At 68.6% G+C, this 17059-nt stretch carries 21 protein-coding genes; 12 read left to right on the top strand and 9 right to left on the bottom strand.

Annotation, left to right across the window (positions count from 1 at the left end):
* Nucleotides 1–11: 11 nt before the first annotated feature.
* Entirely contained in the window at nucleotides 12–905 is an 894-nt protein-coding gene (locus tag M1L36_RS18015) for a bifunctional methylenetetrahydrofolate dehydrogenase/methenyltetrahydrofolate cyclohydrolase (protein ID WP_250875124.1), read from the top strand.
* Nucleotides 902–1468, top strand: a complete 567-nt coding sequence (locus M1L36_RS18020) for an NUDIX domain-containing protein (protein WP_250875125.1) — start codon at nucleotides 902–904, stop codon at nucleotides 1466–1468. Before M1L36_RS18015 ends, M1L36_RS18020 begins: the two co-directional genes overlap by 4 nt.
* Nucleotides 1469–1491: 23 nt before the next feature.
* Here M1L36_RS18020 and M1L36_RS18025 read toward each other — a convergent pair whose 3' ends face one another.
* Complete coding sequence (locus M1L36_RS18025) at nucleotides 1492–2166, bottom strand: TIGR00266 family protein (RefSeq protein ID WP_250875126.1); 675 nt, start codon at nucleotides 2164–2166, stop codon at nucleotides 1492–1494.
* A gap of 80 nt (nucleotides 2167–2246) precedes the next feature.
* The gene (locus M1L36_RS18030; RefSeq protein WP_250875127.1) at nucleotides 2247–2954 is read right to left on the bottom strand and encodes a DUF7117 family protein; all 708 of its coding nucleotides are present in this window, start codon (nucleotides 2952–2954) and stop codon (nucleotides 2247–2249) included.
* 412 nt (nucleotides 2955–3366) lie between these two features.
* Between M1L36_RS18030 and M1L36_RS18035 the strand changes: the two genes are divergently transcribed.
* From M1L36_RS18035 to M1L36_RS18045, 3 genes are all read left to right on the top strand, one after another.
* Complete coding sequence (locus M1L36_RS18035; protein WP_250875128.1) at nucleotides 3367–3741, top strand: DUF7528 family protein; 375 nt, start codon at nucleotides 3367–3369, stop codon at nucleotides 3739–3741.
* A 113-nt stretch (nucleotides 3742–3854) separates the two neighbouring features.
* Nucleotides 3855–4814: a DUF1028 domain-containing protein gene (locus M1L36_RS18040; protein ID WP_250875129.1), complete on the top strand. Its 960-nt coding sequence runs from the start codon at nucleotides 3855–3857 to the stop codon at nucleotides 4812–4814.
* An 86-nt stretch (nucleotides 4815–4900) separates the two neighbouring features.
* The gene (locus M1L36_RS18045; protein ID WP_501162186.1) at nucleotides 4901–5047 is read left to right on the top strand and encodes a DUF8555 family protein; all 147 of its coding nucleotides are present in this window, start codon (nucleotides 4901–4903) and stop codon (nucleotides 5045–5047) included.
* A gap of 327 nt (nucleotides 5048–5374) precedes the next feature.
* On the opposite strand, the gene M1L36_RS18050 is transcribed toward M1L36_RS18045, so the two are convergent.
* Nucleotides 5375–5653: an amphi-Trp domain-containing protein gene (locus M1L36_RS18050; RefSeq protein WP_250875130.1), complete on the bottom strand. Its 279-nt coding sequence runs from the start codon at nucleotides 5651–5653 to the stop codon at nucleotides 5375–5377.
* A 191-nt stretch (nucleotides 5654–5844) separates the two neighbouring features.
* Between M1L36_RS18050 and M1L36_RS18055 the strand changes: the two genes are divergently transcribed.
* Nucleotides 5845–6138 carry a PadR family transcriptional regulator gene (locus M1L36_RS18055; protein WP_250875131.1) on the top strand — a complete coding sequence of 98 codons (294 nt, stop codon included), beginning with the start codon at nucleotides 5845–5847 and terminating at the stop codon, nucleotides 6136–6138.
* Here M1L36_RS18055 and M1L36_RS18060 read toward each other — a convergent pair.
* Nucleotides 6135–7322, bottom strand: coding sequence for an AI-2E family transporter (locus M1L36_RS18060; protein WP_250875132.1), 1188 nt, complete (start codon nucleotides 7320–7322; stop codon nucleotides 6135–6137). The two genes, M1L36_RS18055 and M1L36_RS18060, sit on opposite strands and share 4 nt — an antisense overlap.
* Before the next feature lie 82 nt (nucleotides 7323–7404).
* On the opposite strand from M1L36_RS18060, the gene M1L36_RS18065 reads away from it, so the two are divergent.
* Both M1L36_RS18065 and M1L36_RS18070 read left to right on the top strand, forming a co-directional pair.
* Nucleotides 7405–8664, top strand: coding sequence for an MgtC/SapB family protein (locus M1L36_RS18065; protein WP_250875133.1), 1260 nt, complete (start codon nucleotides 7405–7407; stop codon nucleotides 8662–8664).
* A 93-nt stretch (nucleotides 8665–8757) separates the two neighbouring features.
* The gene (locus M1L36_RS18070; RefSeq protein ID WP_250875134.1) at nucleotides 8758–10095 is read left to right on the top strand and encodes a class-III pyridoxal-phosphate-dependent aminotransferase; all 1338 of its coding nucleotides are present in this window, start codon (nucleotides 8758–8760) and stop codon (nucleotides 10093–10095) included.
* 139 nt (nucleotides 10096–10234) lie between these two features.
* On the opposite strand, the gene M1L36_RS18075 is transcribed toward M1L36_RS18070, so the two are convergent.
* From M1L36_RS18075 to M1L36_RS18085, 3 genes are all read right to left on the bottom strand, one after another.
* Nucleotides 10235–10588, bottom strand: a complete 354-nt coding sequence (locus M1L36_RS18075) for a DUF7344 domain-containing protein (protein ID WP_250875135.1) — start codon at nucleotides 10586–10588, stop codon at nucleotides 10235–10237.
* A gap of 153 nt (nucleotides 10589–10741) precedes the next feature.
* Nucleotides 10742–11062, bottom strand: a complete 321-nt coding sequence (locus M1L36_RS18080) for a ribbon-helix-helix protein (RefSeq protein WP_250875136.1) — start codon at nucleotides 11060–11062, stop codon at nucleotides 10742–10744.
* A 39-nt stretch (nucleotides 11063–11101) separates the two neighbouring features.
* Nucleotides 11102–11374 (bottom strand): hypothetical protein, encoded by a 273-nt coding sequence (locus tag M1L36_RS18085; protein ID WP_250875137.1) that lies wholly within the window; start codon nucleotides 11372–11374, stop codon nucleotides 11102–11104.
* Nucleotides 11375–11476: 102 nt separating this feature from the next.
* Here M1L36_RS18085 and M1L36_RS18090 point away from each other — a divergent pair, with 102 nt between their 5' ends.
* On the top strand, nucleotides 11477–12379 hold the full coding sequence (locus tag M1L36_RS18090; protein ID WP_250875138.1) for an HhH-GPD family protein: 903 nt from the start codon (nucleotides 11477–11479) through the stop codon (nucleotides 12377–12379).
* A complete protein-coding gene (locus M1L36_RS18095; protein ID WP_250875139.1) occupies nucleotides 12376–12555 on the top strand; it encodes a hypothetical protein in 180 nt (59 codons plus the stop codon). The genes M1L36_RS18090 and M1L36_RS18095 overlap by 4 nt, the downstream gene beginning before the upstream one ends.
* Here the strand turns inward: M1L36_RS18095 and M1L36_RS18100 are convergent.
* Both M1L36_RS18100 and M1L36_RS18105 read right to left on the bottom strand, forming a co-directional pair.
* Nucleotides 12552–12764, bottom strand: a complete 213-nt coding sequence (locus M1L36_RS18100; protein WP_250875140.1) for a hypothetical protein — start codon at nucleotides 12762–12764, stop codon at nucleotides 12552–12554. The two genes, M1L36_RS18095 and M1L36_RS18100, sit on opposite strands and share 4 nt — an antisense overlap.
* Before the next feature lie 73 nt (nucleotides 12765–12837).
* Nucleotides 12838–13869, bottom strand: a complete 1032-nt coding sequence (locus M1L36_RS18105; RefSeq protein WP_250875141.1) for a hypothetical protein — start codon at nucleotides 13867–13869, stop codon at nucleotides 12838–12840.
* Nucleotides 13870–13964: 95 nt separating this feature from the next.
* On the opposite strand from M1L36_RS18105, the gene M1L36_RS18110 reads away from it, so the two are divergent.
* Both M1L36_RS18110 and M1L36_RS18115 read left to right on the top strand, forming a co-directional pair.
* On the top strand, nucleotides 13965–14687 hold the full coding sequence (locus M1L36_RS18110; protein WP_250875142.1) for a YIP1 family protein: 723 nt from the start codon (nucleotides 13965–13967) through the stop codon (nucleotides 14685–14687).
* A gap of 107 nt (nucleotides 14688–14794) precedes the next feature.
* Nucleotides 14795–16945: a DHH family phosphoesterase gene (locus tag M1L36_RS18115; protein ID WP_250875143.1), complete on the top strand. Its 2151-nt coding sequence runs from the start codon at nucleotides 14795–14797 to the stop codon at nucleotides 16943–16945.
* Nucleotides 16946–17059: the final 114 nt, after the last annotated feature.

The raw sequence follows: 17059 nt of genomic DNA on the forward strand, positions 1-17059 counted from the left end.
GCCTCTCTGGTATGACCGAGATCATCGACGGGAACGCCGTCGCCGCCGACGTTCGTGACGGTCTCGCCGACGCCATCGAGACGCTCACGGACGCGGGTCACAAACCCGGTCTCGCGACCGTCCTGATGAGCGAGGACCCGGCCAGTGAGACCTATGTCTCGATGAAACAGCGCGACTGCGCCGAGGTGGGCATCGAGAGCCACCACGTCGAGATCGACCCCGACGCGCCGGCCGAAGAGCTGTACGACACCGTCGACGACCTGAACGCCGACGACGCGGTGAACGGTATCCTCGTCCAGATGCCCGTGCCGGACCACGTCGACACGCGCCGTGTGCTGCGCTCGGTCGACCCCCGAAAGGACGTCGACGGGTTCCACCCCGAGAACGTCGGCCGGATGGTCGCGGGCCACCCGCGGTTCAAACCCTGCACCCCACACGGCATCCAGAAGCTCCTGGAGGCGTACGACGTGGAGACCGAGGGCGCGGAGGCCGTCGTCGTCGGCCGCTCGAACATCGTCGGCAAGCCGATGACGAACCTGCTCATCCAGAAGGCACCGCTCGGGAACGCGACGACTACCGTCTGTCACTCCCGAACGAAGGACCTCGCCGCCCACACCCGCGCCGCCGACATCGTCATCGCGGCGGCCGGCGCGCCCGAACTTGTCACCGGCGACATGCTCGGCGACGGGGCGACGGTCGTCGACGTCGGCGTCAACCGCGTCGATGCGGACACCGAGAAGGGGTACGAACTCGTCGGCGACGTCGAGTACGAGAGCGCCGAGGAGGTCGCCGGAGCCATCACGCCCGTCCCCGGCGGCGTCGGGCCGATGACCCGTGCGATGTTGCTGTGGAACACGGTGAAGGCGGCCAGCGAGCAGAGCGGCGTCGACGTCGACCTGCCGTGAGCGGCGACGAGGCGGGTCGAAAACGGGACGCGGAGGCGGAGGTGCGCGACGACCGGACTCTCTCGCCGGACGTACTCACCGCACGATACGAGGGCGTCAAGCGGCGCTCGAACCGTATCGAACTCCCGTCCACCCAGTGGGAGGGCCTCGTCACCGACGAGGGTCGGTGGGGCGTCGGTGCGCTCGTGCGTCGCGACGGCGCGGCGCTGCTCGTCCGGGAGGACTCGAAGGACAGCGAGTGGGTGCTCCCCGGCGGGAAACTCGAAGTCGGCGAGTCCCACGCCGAGGGAGCGCTCCGCGAGGTCCGCGAGGAGACGGGTATCGATGTCGAGATAGACGGCCTGCTCGCCGTCTCCGAGCAGACGTTCGTCGACGCCGCGGACGGTCGCGAGTTCGACTACTTCTTCGCGACGTTCGGCGCGTCGCCCGTCGCGGCGGGTCACCCCGTCCCCGACGACGACCCCGGCCTGCCGGAGGAGACCATCGCCGAGGTCCGGTGGCACGACACGGCCCCAGAAGACGTACTCGATCGCGACCAGTTGGTCGACCTGATGGGCTGGTAGCGACCTCCTCCCGCGCGGCGTGGCTACTGGTTCGACGTGGTCGGGAGCTTCGGGATGAGCCACGAGAGGAAGGCGTCAGACGAGCGCGTCTGCAGCCAGACGGTGCCCTCGCCGGTGAACTCCGCGACCAGTCCCTCGCCGCTGGCGAGCGTGGACTTCAGCCCGCCGACCCGGCGGACGGTGAAGTCGACGCTCTCCTCGAAGGCGACGATGTGGCCCGTGTCGACGACGAACGGGTCGCCCGAGCGGACCTCGACGGGGCGGATGGCCCCGTAGCTCGACATGAACAGCGGGCCGACGCCGGTACAGCGCAGCAAGAACAGCCCCTCACTCCCGAAGAACGTCCGTGCACCGCCGAACTCGGTGTCGACGTCGATGTCGGGTGTCGCGGCTATGTACGACCCCGACTGGACGTAGACGGTGCCGTCGACGGCGTGATGTTCGACGTCGCCCGCCAGCGGCGGTGCGAACGACACCTCGCCGGCGCGCTCGGCGGTGAACGTGTTCTGGAAGAAGCTCTCCCCGCCCATCACGCTCCGCCGGATGGAACTCAGGAACCCGCCCGTCGCGTTCGTCTCCATCTCGATGCCGGCGGTGTGGCTCACCATCGCGCCCGACTCGGCGCGGATGCGTTCGCCGGCGTCGAGCGAGACGGTCAACAGCGAGTCCGAGGGCCGGTGGTCGATGTGGTACTCCATAGCCGGAGATGCAAACGTGACTGCATAACGGCTGCTGGCGTTCGGCGTGACAGTCCGCCGCTGGAGCGTGTTCCCGACGGTCAGTCGATCTCGTCGAGGCGTCCCGTCGCCGTCGCGAGCCTGGTCTCGTCGCCGTCGCGGAGGTACTCGCCGACGTCCTGGGCCGCGCGCGCCAGTCGCTCGCTGTCGGCGGGCGACACCGCGCCGTCGAGCGCTTCGACGCGTCGAACGTGTTCGTCGAGCGTCTGGAGGACGCGACTCGCCGCCGGGTCGGGGTGGTCGTCGAGCCAGGTTCGGAGGTCGCTGCGGTAGTCGGCGACGGCCGATGCGTAGGCGAGTGCTCGCGGTTCGCGCAGCGAGTCGGGGACCTCGGCGGGGCCGGGTCGGTCGTCGAGGTCCGCGCCGCGCAACAGCGAGAGCAGGTACAGTTCCTCGGCGTCACCGACGCGCATCGTTCGGTCGAGCGTGGCGGCGACGGCGGCGAGTTCGGCGGCGGCGAGGAACGTCTCGGAGAGCGGTTGGAGGTCGCCGCCGTCGATGAACCCCGACCGACGGACGAACTCGCGACACTGCTCGGCGGCCTCGGTCGCCGCGACCAGCACGCCCTCGTCGACGCGGTTGCGGGCGGCCGTCAGGTCGAGCGTCATCGGGTCGGCGGTGTGTTCGGTCCGCTCGTCGACGCCCGTCGACCTGAGACTCCCGCAGTCCGGACAGGCGACCTCGCCGGTGTCGTAGTACGACCAGCGGTGCCCACAGTCCGTACACTCGCGCCGGCCACGGATCTTCATGCGCGTTCCTGGGGACCGCGTCGGCAAAAACGGTCGGTGATGCGCCCGACACGGACGGGGTGGTCTGCCAGTGAGGCAGTCGACCAGTGGGGCGGTGCGACAGGTCGACCTGTCCGACCGGGTGGGTTTATCGTCGTGGGGTCACTGGTCTGTGCTGTAATGGCTCACGTAGGCCTCACCGAGGCAGCCGAGGATAGAGGAAGTCGCCGCGAGGCGGCTGGTCGAGAAATTCTCCGACTCGGATAGTCCGCTGCCACCGTACACGCTCAGTAGCAGTCCAGTCTCCGATTCCACAGACACCACCCACGCCAGCGACGCCACTCCCGCGAGCGCGGCGGCCGACGCCCGCGGCGGGGATGACGACCGCGAGGGCCCTCCCGACACGGTCGACGTCCGCGTCGACGGTCTCGACGTGACGCTCGCGCTCGGCGACGACCGGCACGTCCTCTCACACGAGGCCGCCCGTCGGTTGCGCGGCGCGCTCGACGACGCGCTCTACCGGGTCCACGAGTTCACCCACACCACCGGCGAGCATCGCCCCGACGGGAGCTACGTCGTCGCGCGACGGCGCGCGTCCTCGGCCGGCCACCGCAAGGTGTTCGCAGACGCCGACGCCGTCCGGCGGTGTTACGACGAACTCCCCGAGGCGTTCACCGCCGAGGACGTGACGTGTGCGTCGGGCGGCCGACGCCACATGCTCGTCTGGCACTTCGCCGAGCACCCGGGGTACGACTGCGAGATAGTGTCGAGACAGCCCCTGACCGCGCGGAAAGGCGAGGAGGGGTGACCGGGTAGCGACGCGCTCGACTGCCCGCCGTATCGCCGCCCGCCGTATCACCCTTCGGCGAACGAACTGCCGCCACCGCCGGCGCTTTTGTCGGTGGCGGCCGTCGCGAGACCATGCAGCCACGGCCCAGCACGTTCTCCATCGTCGCTCGTGACCCCGAGACCGACGCCGTCGGCGTCGCCGTCCAGTCGAAGTTCGTCGGCGTGGGCGCGGTCGTCCCGTTCGTCGCCGCCGACGCGGGGGCCATCGCCACCCAGAGCTACGCCAACGTCGCGTACGGTCCCGACGGTCTGGACCTCCTGCGCGAAGGGCGGAGCGCCAGCGAGGTCGTCGAGGAGCTGACCGACAGCGACGAGGAGGCGGCGTCCCGGCAGGTCGGCGTCGTCGGCACCGACGGCTCCGTCGCGGCGTTCACCGGTGCCGAGTGTTTCGACCACGCGGACGACCGCCACGGCGAGCACTACACCGTCCAGGGGAACATCCTGGAGAACGCCGAGACGCTCGACGCGATGGCCGAGACGTTCGAGGAGAGCGAGGGCGGCTTGCCAGAGCGCCTCATCGCCGCGCTCCACGCCGGCAACGACGCGGGCGGGGACAAACGCGGTGAACAGTCCGCGGCGCTGTACGTCGCCAAACCCGAGGGTGGCTACGACGGTGGCAACGACCGCTGGGTCGACGTGCGCGTCGACGACCACGAACACCCCATCGACGAACTCGAACGGGTGTTCAAGATATACGACGTGACGCTGCTCGCCCGCGAGGAACCCGAGGAGACGCGCGAGCTGTCCGGCGAACGAGCGACGCAGGTCCAGGCCGCCCTCGCCGCGTTGGGCTTCCTCGACGCCGAGACGGAGACGACCGACGGGACGTTCGACGACACCGCCCGCGACGCCCTGGAGGACTTCCGCGGGATGAACAACTTCGAGAACCACTCGCTGGTCGTGCTCGAGGACGCACTCTCCCGAGGGTGGGACGAGGCAGACGGGGAGGCGGTCCCGACCGACGCCCGTACCGCCGAGGACCGTCTCGTCGACGCCATCTGGCACGGTCTCTCTCGGCTGGACCGGGTCTGAGCGCGCGACCGTGGTTCCCCCGACTCCCACGACTGCGCGCCACGCCGGGCCACGGACCTTTGGTGACGCGGACCCAACCCGAGGACATGCGCGACGAGGAGGAGATCAGAGAGCAGTACGAGTTCCTGAAAGAGGAGTTAGAGAGCGAGGACATGCGCCACGAGGGGGTCAGACAGATGTTCACCTACTACAAACGGGCCATCGGCTGGGTGCTGGAGGAAGAGCACATCTGACCCGATGCCGGTAGGTTTATACTTCTGTAGCGGTTTGTAACAGTCGACGCTTCGCTTGGAGGGCCGAAGCGTCAGCGGGGACCAATTTCAGGGCGGCGGGCTCGGCCCACTTTTCGGGCTTGGCCCGCTTTCCTTTCCTACTTACCACACAGCCAGCCAGAGCCGTGCGTCCGGCCGTCGTCACGGAACGCCGGTCGCTCCGCTTCGAACCACGAATCACGTTCGAGCGCAGCGTGCGCGTCGGCACTGCGGTCGCTGTTTGTACTGGCGGTCGCTTCTCGTGCACCGCTCGGTGTGTCGATGGTCGTTCGAGGCGAGTCGCCGAGCCTACTCGACGCTGAACTCGCCGCCGGCTTCGCCGCCGTCCTGGCCGTCGTCCCACTCCAGTTCGAACTCGACGCTCAGTTCGTCCGGTCCCGACCCGGTCTCGCGTTCGGCTTTCACCTCGAACGTGGGTCGAGCGGGGACCTCCAGGGAGAGGGTCTCCTCACCGGCGGTGAGGACGATGGGTTCGCCCGCGTCCAGCTTGTCGGCGACCGCTCGCAGGTGGTCGGCGATGGCCGAGCGGTCGAGGGTCGACTCCGATTTGAACAGGGTCTCTTCCATGGCGATACACTGGTCGGAACGGAGATAAGTCGGTCGCTCGGTTCGACGTCCGGACGGAGCTGACTGTCGACTGGCACGACAGACGGCGGAGGGACGAAAACGGCCGCGGACGGGGCAAATACGCTTCGGTTCGGTGCTGCCCGGATGCCGACATGTTTATACTTCCTTCCGTGATACTATTCTAGTGACACATGTACGACCTGACCGGATTTCAACGGGACCTCCTGTACGTCATCTCCGGTAGCGAGAAGCCACACGGCCTCGCCATCAAGGAGGAACTCGAAGACTACTACGAGAAGGAGATCCACCACGGACGGCTCTACCCCAACCTCGACACGCTCGTCGAGAAGGCCCTCATCGAGAAGGGCGAGCAGGACCGCCGGACGAACTTCTACACGATGACGGCCCGCGGACGGCGCGAACTCGAAGCCCGCCGCGAGTGGGAAGCCCAGTACGTTCAGGGCGAAGTCGATATCGAGGCTTAATCGGTTCCGTCGGGCGACGCCCCGCCAGGGTTCTCGACCGGTGGTTCGTCGACGACGACCTCTTCTGCGGACGGTGGTCCCGCCGACTCGATAGTCATCGCTCCGGGGTCGACGGCGAACGGCTGGATGGTCTCGCCGTCGAGCAGTTCGGGGAGGACCACGGTCCCGAAGTTGTAGACGAGCACCAGCGCGATGGGACCGAGGAAGATGCCGTACCACCCCCAGAGCAACGGCCCGAAGATGTACGCGAACATCACCATCCCGATGTGGAGGTTCCGACCGCTGACGTACGGTCGGAGCAGGAAGTCCGGGATGGAGTCGACGACGACGAACGAGACGGCGAAGAACACCGCGACGAACCAGAGGTTGTCGAGTCCGGGGAGGCCGCGGACGACGAGCAACCCGGTGATGGGGAAGTAGACGAGTTTCATCCCGACGACGGGGACGAGACTCGCCACCCCCGTCAGCAGGCCCAGGAGGGTCGGGTACGGGATGGGCGTCCCCGGGGCGATCTCGTTGAGCAGCGTGTAGGAGACGGCCCCGATGACGCCGGTCATGATAGCGTTGAGAATGTTCCCGAAGAAGATGGAGGCGAAGTCGGTGTCCACGGCGCGTGCGTACGCCTCGAAGACGCCGCGGTCGTCGCCGAAGCGGGTTCGCACCCACCGCGAGAGTCTCGGGCCGTCGCGCAGCAGGTAGAACGCGATGGCGAGCATGATGAACAGGTGGAACAGGGCGTTGCCGATGAAGAAGACGTAGTCGAGAGCCTGGTTCACCCCCTCCTGGAGGACGCTCTGGAGGTTCGGGTCGTTGAGCAACTCCTGGGGGTTCTCGGCGACGGTCGATATGTCGACGTACTCCTCGATGTACGGTTGCAGGGGGCCGAGGTCCGCGCCCCTGTTCTCGACGAGGGTGTTCACCTCCTGGAGCGAGACGGCGAGGACGTACGCGAACAGGAGCAACGCCGGGAGCGCGAGGACGAAGATGGAGACGCCCGCCGCGAGACTCGGCGGGTAGATGTGGCGTTTCAGCCGGTCGTACACCGGCCGGGTCGCGTAGTAGATGAACAGACCGAACACGAACGTCCCGACGAACGAGTAGAGCGTCAACAGGAGGACACCGACGAGGAGGACTCCGAGCGCGGCCCACGCGAGGCGTCCGCGGTCGAGGGAGGGCCATTCCATACCCGTCGGTGGCGATGGACTGTCAAAAATCCCGTTGCAAGGGGCGGGTTTAAGATGTACTGAGTGGTATATAGTGCTACGTATGTCACAACAGTTGCCCGTGTTCGCAGACGGGCTGCTCCTCCGACTGGTGCTCGCGGGGGCCCTCGGCCTGTTCATGGGCCTCGAACGCGAGTGGTCACACCGGTCTGCGGGCGTGCGCACCTTCTCGCTCATCACGCTGCTCGGGGCGATGTTCACGGTCCTCGAACGCGACGGTCTGCTGACCGTCGGGGCCGCACTGGTCGTCCTGATGGGGCTGGCGCTGGTCGCCCGCGGCCTGCTCGACGAGGACGAGGGCCTGTCGCTGACGACGGCCACCTCCATGCTGGTCGCCTACGGCGTCGGCGTGCTCGTCGGCGCGGGCTACATCACCGCGGGGGTCACCGTCGCCATCCTCTCGTCGCTCCTGCTCGTGTTGAAGCGGGAGCTCCACTCGTTCGCGTGGGGGCTGAAACGCGACGAGCTACGGTCGGCGACGGAGTTCGGCGTCCTCGCGTTCGTCGTCTACCCGTTGCTCCCGGCGGAGCCGATGAAGTTCGCCATCGCGGACCTCCCCATCACGGTCGAGCCACGCACGGTGTGGCTCCTCGTCGTGAGCGTCGCCGCCATCGGCATCGTCAACTACGCCATCGTCAAGAACTACGGCTCTCGGGGCATCGCCGTCACCGGATTCTTCGGTGGGTTGGTCTCCTCGACGGCCGTCGTCGGGACGATGCTCGACCACGTCCGCCAGCGCCCGAACGCGGTCAACTACGCCGTGGCGGCCGTCCTGCTGGCCGACGCCGCGATGGCCGTCCGCAACCTCGTCATCGTGCTGGCGTTCACGCTCGGCAACGGGCCGCTGTGGGGACTGGTCGTCCCGCTAGGGGTCGTCATCCTCGGGAGCGTCGCCATCGCGGCGTTCACAGCCGACTGGAGCGAGTCCGTCGAGATGGACCTCGACAGCCCGTTCTCGCTGCGCAACGCCCTCGGGTTCGGCGCGCTGTTCGCCGTCGTCCTCGTCGGCAGCGCACTCGCTCAAGCGCTGTTCGGCCAGCAGGGGTTCTACCTCGCGGCGGCGCTCTCGGGACTCGTCTCCAGTGCGGGCGCGACCACCTCCGCGGTCGTCCTCTACACCGGCGGGGCGCTGTCGGCACAGACCGCCATCATCGGCGTGATGATCGCCACCGTCTCCAGCATCGTCGTGAAGGCCGCGCTGACGCTCGCCGGCCCGACCCGGTCGTTCGGCTACCGCGTTTCCATCTGGAGCGGCGGCCTGACGCTCGCCGCCGCCGCCGTCAGCCTGGCCGTCATCGTGTAAGCCACGCGCGCCGACATTCACATATCAACCCACGGTCGCAAGTTTCGTCCCCATCCCGAAGCCTTATTTAGTGAATTGGTACCAAGGCCGGCCATGAACCGCGAGACTGCGGAGCCGAACGTGCGCTCCATGCCGGGCGAGAAGGCTCGACGATGGGCCGCGGCACACCGCGAGCACGCCGCGAAGAGCACCTACGTCTACGACTTCGTCTGGGATCTGACGGGCGAGGCGACGGGACCGTTCTGTACCGACGTCGACGGCAACGTCCTCATGGACTTCACCAGCCACGTCGGGGCCGCGCCGCTCGGGTACAACAACCCGAAGATCCTCGACCCGCTCTCCGAGTTCGACCTGGTCGACCCGCTGAAGATCGCGGGCCAGGACTTCTACGTCTCCGGCGAGGGCGTCGGCGACGACGGCATCCCCGGCCCCGCGGGCCTGATGCGACGGCTCACCGAGGCGACGAGCCACTACGACATGGACACCGTCTTCCTCTCGAACTCGGGCGCTGAGGCCGTCGAGAACGGTATCAAGATCTGTTACGACGCGACCGAGGGCCAGTACGGCATCACCACCCACGGCGCGTTCCACGGGCGGACGCTCGGTGCGCTCTCGCTCAACCGCTCGAAGTCGGTCTACCGGACGGACTACCCCGAGGTCGCCGGCATCCACGACGTGCCGTTCTGCGACGACGGTGGCTGTGACGCCTCGACGTGTTCGTGTGGCTTCTTCACCGACGACGGGTCACAGCTTCGGCGGATGCTCGACCCGGACACGGGGTTCGTCGACCCCGAGGAGGTCGCGTACCTCGTCCTCGAACCCGTCCAGGGCGAGGGTGGTTACCGTATCCCCAGCGACGCGTTCATGGAGGAGGTCGCCGCCGTCACCGACGAACTGGACGTCCCCATCGTCGCCGACGAGATCCAGTCGGGGATAGGCCGCACCGGGAAGATGTGGGGCGCGGACCACTACCCCATCGAACCGGACGTCATCACGAGCGCGAAGGCGCTGCGGGTCGGCGCGACCATCTCCCGCTCGGACGTGTTCCCCGACGAGGGCTCGCGCATCTCCTCGACCTGGGGCGCGGGCGACGTCCTCGCCAGCGCGCAGGGCGCGCTCACCATCGACGCCATCCACGAACACGACCTGCTGGAGAACGCCACCGAACGCGGGCGACAGATGGTCGAGCGTCTCGAAGACGCGAACCTCGACTGCATCACCGACGTGCGCGGTCTCGGCCTGATGCTCGCACTCGACTTCGAGACGAAGTCCCTACGCGACGACGTCATCGACGCCGCGCTCGCACGCGGCTTCCTCACGCTGGGTTGTGGCTACCGCACGCTCCGCCTGCTCCCCCCGCTCGACGTCACGGAACGCGAGATCGACCTCGCGGCGGACCTGCTGTTGGAGTCCGTCTCCGACGTGAACTGAGGCAGTCTCGACCGACTCGACAGTCCCCGCGGGTCGCGAGCGCTGTGGAGGGCCGCTGCTCGGGGACTTACGAGTCGGTCGTCTCGCCGGGGCGGCCACGACACGGTGGGAACGGCCCGTCGTGCTCGGAGGGTGTCGCTCAGACGCTCGCGACGAACGCGCGCTTCTCGTCGACGCGGTCGTCGTGACCGAGCAGGTCGTCGAGGTGCGCACCGAGTGCGGGGAGGAGGCGTCCCGATTCGACGGTTTTCGTCTCGGCGTCGAAGTCGACGGCGTCCGCGTCGGCGAGTTTCGGCAGTGCGCAGTGGTAGAGGCGGATGGCGACACGCTCGACGTCGTCGGTGGAGGCGGTCGGGTCGAGTCGGGTGAGTTCCGCGGCGAGTTCGCGGACGTCCCACTCTCGCTCGACTTCCAGCATGAGTGCGACGACCTGCCGGCGGGTCTCGGTCTCCAGGAGGTCGTGTGCCGTGGTCGCAGTCATCTCGGATTTCATGGTGTTCTCGACCACAGAGACAAGACAGACGACTATAGGAGAACTTCCTAATCAGTTAGGCTCGCGACGACGGAACCACGACGTACCTCTCGAATCTACGCGACTGAAACCCCGTACTCACGATTTCGGGCCCTCGCGCTCCGAGAAGAGCGTCTAGAACTGGTAGCGACGGCCGTCGTTCTCGGGGGGTTGGGGTGTCCCCGTCATCTGCTCGTAGGTCATCCCCGAGAGGTACTCGTCGTAGGTGACGTCGTACTCCCGGCGGAGGTGGGCGTCGAGGCGACCCGTCTCGACGGTCGACTGGAACAGGAGGTGGACGGCGCGCTTGAGCAGGTCGTCGGCGTCCTCGGGGCCGAGTCCGGCCTGGAGGAGCGCGAGTTCGGTCCTCGTCTCGCGGTCGAGCGAGACGGCGTAGTCGTCGCCGAGGTCGGCGTACGCGGCGTCGACGGCGTCCGAGAGGTCGTCGAGACTCATGTCCGGGCAGTCGAACGCCGCGGGCCAAACGCGTTTCGCTCAGAGCCGACCGCCACAGAACCGACAGTCCTCGCGCGTGGCCACCTCGCGAGCGCGACAGTGTGGACAGGTTCGGACGTCGGGGCCGGGGACCGGGGCCGAGGTCGGGTCGGGAGTCGACGCGAACGCGGAGTGGACCCCGGCGAAACAGACGACTGCCACGCCGAGGAGCAGCCAGAACGCCTCGATATCCAGGAGGGCGACCAACCCGTCGACGAGGAACGGCGCGAGCGCGAGGAGGACGCCGACGAGTGCGATCTCTTCGGAGCGCATGGGCGGTGTTCGAGTCAGCCGTCATGAACGTTCGGATGCGTCGGCACGGCCCGCCGCCACGCGAATCACCACCGCTAAACCGCCAGCGAGCGACCCCCGAGTATGACAGAGACGGCGCTCGCCGAGGACGAGCGCGAGGGCGTCAGGCGAGCGCTCGTGGAGTGGTACGAGGCCGACCACCGCTCGTTCCCGTGGCGCGAGACGACGGACCCGTACCGCATCCTCGTCAGCGAGGTGATGAGCCAGCAGACCCAACTCGGGCGCGTCGAGGAGGCCTACCGGGAGTTCCTGGCCGAGTGGCCCACCGTCGAGGACCTCGCGGCCGCCGACCGTGCCGACGTCGTGGGGTTCTGGACCGGCCACTCGCTGGGGTACAACAACCGCGCGAAGTACCTCCACACCGCCGCGAACCAGGTCGTCGACGACTTCGACGGCGAGTTCCCCCAGACGCCCGACGCGCTCCAAGAGCTCCACGGTGTCGGCCCGTACACCGCCAACGCAGTCGCGTCGTTCGCGTTCGACGCGGGCGACGCCGTGGTCGACACGAACGTCAAGCGCGTGCTGTACCGCGCGTTCTCGGTGCCCGACGACGACGGCACGTTCGAGGAGAGCGCGAACGACCTCATGCCCGACGGCGAGTCACGGGTCTGGAACAACGCCATCATGGAACTCGGGGGAGTCGCCTGCGGGCAGACGCCGCGCTGTGACGAGGCGAGTTGCCCGTGGCGCGAGTGGTGTGACGCCTACACCTCGGGTGACTTCACCGCGCCCGACGTCCCCACGCAACCGACGTTCGAGGGGTCGCGCCGCATGTTCCGGGGGCGCGTCGTGAAGCTGCTCCGGGAACACGACGAACTCGACGTCGACACGCTCGGCCACCGCGTCCGCGTGGACTACGCGCCCGACGGCCGGTACGGACGGGAGTGGTTGCGGGAGCTCCTCGACGACCTCGAATCGGACGGCCTAGTGGAGGTGACGGCGGGTCGCGCCCGCCTCCAGCGATGAAGGTCGGGTTCAGGTCGGAGAACCTCGGCCGGGCGCTGGTGGGGTTCACCGCGGCGATGCTGGGCGTCGCCGTGGTCGGTGCGCTCGTCGGGATGACCGTCCAGGAGATACTCGTCTTCGGCGTCGCCCTCGGCGTCGGGTTCGCGCTCGGCGTGCTGTTCTTCGACCAGGGCTAACGGACGTGGTAGCCCAGGTCGCGAATCGCGACGACGGCGCGCTCGACGGCCTCGGTGTCGCCGACGAGGTCGAGCCAACCGCTCATCCGGTCGAACTCGAACTCGGTGAGGCCGTCGACCTGGAACACGCGCCGCCGAATCGTGTTCTCGTCGAGGACCTCGCTCGCGCCCTCGACACGGAGGAGTCGCCGCGTCTGTTCTTCGGGCATATCGTGAGCGGTACGACTGGTAGGTAAAGACGTTTCCGGGCGACGTGCGGCGAGCGTTCGGTACCGAACCCCGTTACGCTCGCTCGCCGACGGTGAACACGGCGAGAGTCGTCTGCGTGCCCTCGGCGACGTACGACACGAGCACCTCGGCACCCTGGGGTGGGTTCAGTGCGATGCTCGACCCCGCGGCGACGGTCCCCTCGAACTGGGTGGCGGCCGGGTCGCCGTCGACGCTGACGAGGAGGTGGTCCGCGTCGACCGTGTCCCCGCCCGCGTGGCGCAGTTCGTACCCGGTCTCCGTCTTCACGAACCCGAACCGGACCTGCGGGACGGTCTCGTCGACGCCGCCGGTGGCGGGCACGAGCGAGACGCCTGCGACTTCGGAGGGGCGGTCGTCGAGTATCTCCGCGACGGTGTAGTTCGTGACGGCGACCGTCAGTGGGTCGGTGGGGTCGGCCCCCACGTCGGTCGGCCGGAACACGTCGCGGTAGACGCCGGGGGCGTGCTCCTCGAACGCCGCAGAGCGGGTCGTGCGGTCGCCGCCCTTCCGGATGCGCCGTTCGCTCGACCCGGTCAGGTGCCAGTCGAAGGCGTCGCGGAACGCGCGATTGGCGTAGACCCGGTACTCGAACCCCTCGGACTCCCGGTACACCGGTGCGACGAACCCGGCGGGAGGACCGTCGAGGGGCAGTGTTCGCGAGACGACCAAGGGGCCCCCGTCGCCCGGGACGCTCGTCCCGCCCCACGTCCCGCGCAGTTCGAACGTCGTCTCGACCGGTGCGGTGTACGCGACTCTCGACGCCGCGTCGACGGCGGCGCGCGCGTCGACGGTCACCGCCCCGTCGGTCACCGATGCGAGTTCGACCGCGACGCTGTCTGCTTCGATACGCACGTCGGGGGGCGAGGCGGACGGCGTCTCCGTTCCCGGTTCGGCCCCGGCGTCGGTCGTCGCCACGGCGGTGTGACCCGGCGTACGTGTCGACGCGTCGGTTCCGTCCGGTGTCGTCGCGCCGTCTCCCGTCGGCCCTTGGAGACACCCCGCAAGGGTCGCGGTCCGACCGAGCACGCCGACGGCGAGCAACCGTCGTCGCGAGATGTCTTTCACGTTAGTGTGTTACTACAGAAAACTTATATATCTTGGGTCTACCCGGCGACGGTCGCTTCGGAACCCTCATGCGGCGCGCGAGTCTCCGTTCGTGCGTGACGCAGTGGGTCGAGACCGCGGAGGGTGGCCGCGACCGCGGACCGGTCGGCATCGCCCGGGCGTGGGTCGAGGTGCTCGTCAGGCCACGGCGCTTCTTCCACAACGGCATCGCCCCCGGCGACCAGGCACCCGGGTTGGTGTTCGCCGTCGTCGTGGCGATGTGCCACCTCGCGGTGCGCTTCGCGCTCGAAGCCGAACCGCTCCCGAACGTCACGGGACGACCGACCGGCCTGCTCGTGTTCGGCTTCCTCGTCTCCGCGCTCATCCTCGCACCGCTGGCGCTCCACCTCGCGGCGGCGCTCCAGACGCTCGTGTTCCTCGCGCTGTCGACGCTCGGCCTGGCGCGGAATCGCGGCGGCGTCAGCCAGACCGTCCAGGTCGTCGCGTACGCGACCGCCCCGTGTGCACTCTCCGGGGCACCGATTCCGGCCCTGCGGGTCGCCGCGGCCGCCTACGGCTTCCTCCTGCTCGTCGTCGGCCTCACCGTCGTCCACGACCTCTCGCCCGCGGTGGCCCTCCTCGCGGCCCTCGTCCCCGGGACGTTCGTGTTCGGCTACGCCTTCGGCGGGGTCTTCGCACTGGAGGCGTTCCTCGGCGTCGACCTCGTCGGCCCGACCGGGAACGCGACGAACGCGTCGGCCGCGTCGACCACCACGACCGCCGCCGTGACCACAACCGACGTCGCGACCGCGCCCGCCACCGCCGCGAACGGCCCGTAGCGGGCTACCCTGTCGGGGTTCTGACCGAACGGGGTCGGTCCGACGGGGGCGGCGGCCGTGTAAGTTAATCCGACAACCGTTTCAAGCCGGGCAGGAACAGTCGAGTAATGGGTAGCTGTATCATCTGCGGCACGTCGACCGACGGCCGTATCTGTTCGAGCCACGAGGAGGACGTCGTCTTCGAGTTCAAGGGAAAGCACGCCAACCAACTGACCAGCGGCCGGTTCTACCGCGGCACCGTCGACGGCTACGCCGACTTCGGCGTCTTCGTCGACATCGGTGACCACGTCACCGGCCTCCTCCACCGCAGCGAGATCGACCGCCGACTGGAGAGCCTGACGTGGGAACCCGGCGACACCGTCTACGTGCAGGTCAAGGGCGTCCGCGACAACGGCAACATCGACCTCGGCTGGTCCATCCGCCAGGCCGACCGCGAGTTCCGCGGCGCACTCGTCGACGACCCCTCCAGCGACGAAGGGACGTACCTCCCCGACGACACCGACGAGGACGACGACCCGACGCCGACGGTCACCACGTCCTCGCCCGACCCCGAGGCGTCCTCGCAGGACGACGACTCGCAGGCCGAGTCGGACGACGCGTCCGAGAGCGACGAGACTCCCGACCCGACCGACGCCGAGCCGGACCGCCGCGAGGGTGCGAAGGCCGAGTCCTCGACGCCGAACGGCGGTGCGGTCGTCACGCAGGAACCGGCCGAGGAGACCACCGAAACGGCTGAGACGGCCGAGACCGCAGAGAGCACCGAGGAGCAGGCCGCAGACGTCGAGCGCGCGAGCATCGAGACGCTGAACGACCAGGTCGGCGACGTCGTCCGTCTCGAAGGTCGCATCGTCGGCGTGCGTCAGACCTCCGGGCCGACCGTCTTCGAACTCCGCGACGAGTCGGGTATCGTCGACTGCGCGGCGTTCGTCGAGGCCGGCGTCCGCGCGTACCCGGACGTCGAGATGGGCGACCTCGTCCGACTCGACGGCGAGGTCCGCGAACGCCGCGGCGAGCTCCAGATCGAAACCGAGGCGCTCGTCGTCCTCGAGGACGACGACGCGGCGACGGTCAGCAGCCGGATGGACGACGCGATGGACGAGCGCGCCCGCCCGCCCGAGACCGAACTGCTGGCCGACGACGACGCCGTGGCCGCGGTCCTCGACGACACGCGCGACGCCGCGACGGCCATCCGCCGCGCCATCATCGAGTCCCGACCCGTCGTCGTCCGTCACGACGCGACCGTCGACGGCTACCTCGCCGGCGCGGCCATCGAGCGCGCCGTCCTCCCGCTGGTACGTGAGGAACACGCCTCCAGCGACGCGGTGTACCACTACTTCGACCGCCGCCCGCTGGAGACGGTGTACGACATGGACGACGCGACGAAGGACGTCACGTCGATGCTGTCGAACCGCGACCGCCACGACGAGAAGCTCCCGCTGATGGTGTTCGCCGGTGTGGGTGCGACCCGCGACTCCCTCGACGGGTTCGGCCTGCTCGACGTCTACGGCGCGGAGCGCGTCGTCGTCGACGCGGGGACCGTCGACGAGGGCGTCGCCGACGCGACCGACGTGCTGGTCACCCCGGACACCGACGACGCGACGAGCGCCACCGCGCTCGCCAGCGCCGTCGCGCTCCACGTCAACGACGGCGTGCGCGAGGACCTCCGGCACCTCCCGGCCGCCTCGTTCTGGGAGGACGCCCCCGCCGAGTACGTCGACCTCGCCGCCGACGCGGGCTACAAGACGAGCGACGTCGAGCACCTCCAGGAGGCCATCGCGCTCGAAGCGTACTACCAGTCCTACGAGGACAAGCGCGAACTCGTCGAGGACCTGCTGTTCGACGACAGCGAGTCGCTCGTCGAGTCCATCAGCGAACAGTTCCGCGAGAAGCTCGCCACCGAGGTCGAGACGGCCGAGGCGAACCTCGAGGAACGCGCCGAGGGCGGCGTCGCCTTCGCGGTGCTCGACACCGACTCGTTCACCCACCGCTTCGACTTCCCGTCGACGGACATCCTCCTCGACGAGGTCCACCGACGCAACCGCGACGGCTCGTTCGTCACGCTCGGCGTCGCGACCGACGAACTGCACGTCCGGTCGACGTTCGACCTCGACACCCGCGCGGTCGCCGAGGCCGCCCGCGAGAACGTGGAGAACGCCGGCATCGACGCCCGCGGCGGCCGCGACCGCATCGAGTTCGTCGCGGGCGAACGCGACGCCGTCGTCGACGCCGTCGTCGCGGCCATCGCCGACCTCGCCTGAGCGACTGTTTCGGACCTTCACCGCGAAACGCCGTCGTGGTTAATCACGGGATAGACGGCCTGTAGACGATATTTTTCCACGCCGAGACGACTCACATCTTGTTACCCGAGCTAT

The sequence above is a fragment of the Halomarina rubra genome, from assembly GCF_023699475.1.
Classification (GTDB): Archaea; Halobacteriota; Halobacteria; order Halobacteriales; family Haloarculaceae; genus Halomarina; species Halomarina rubra.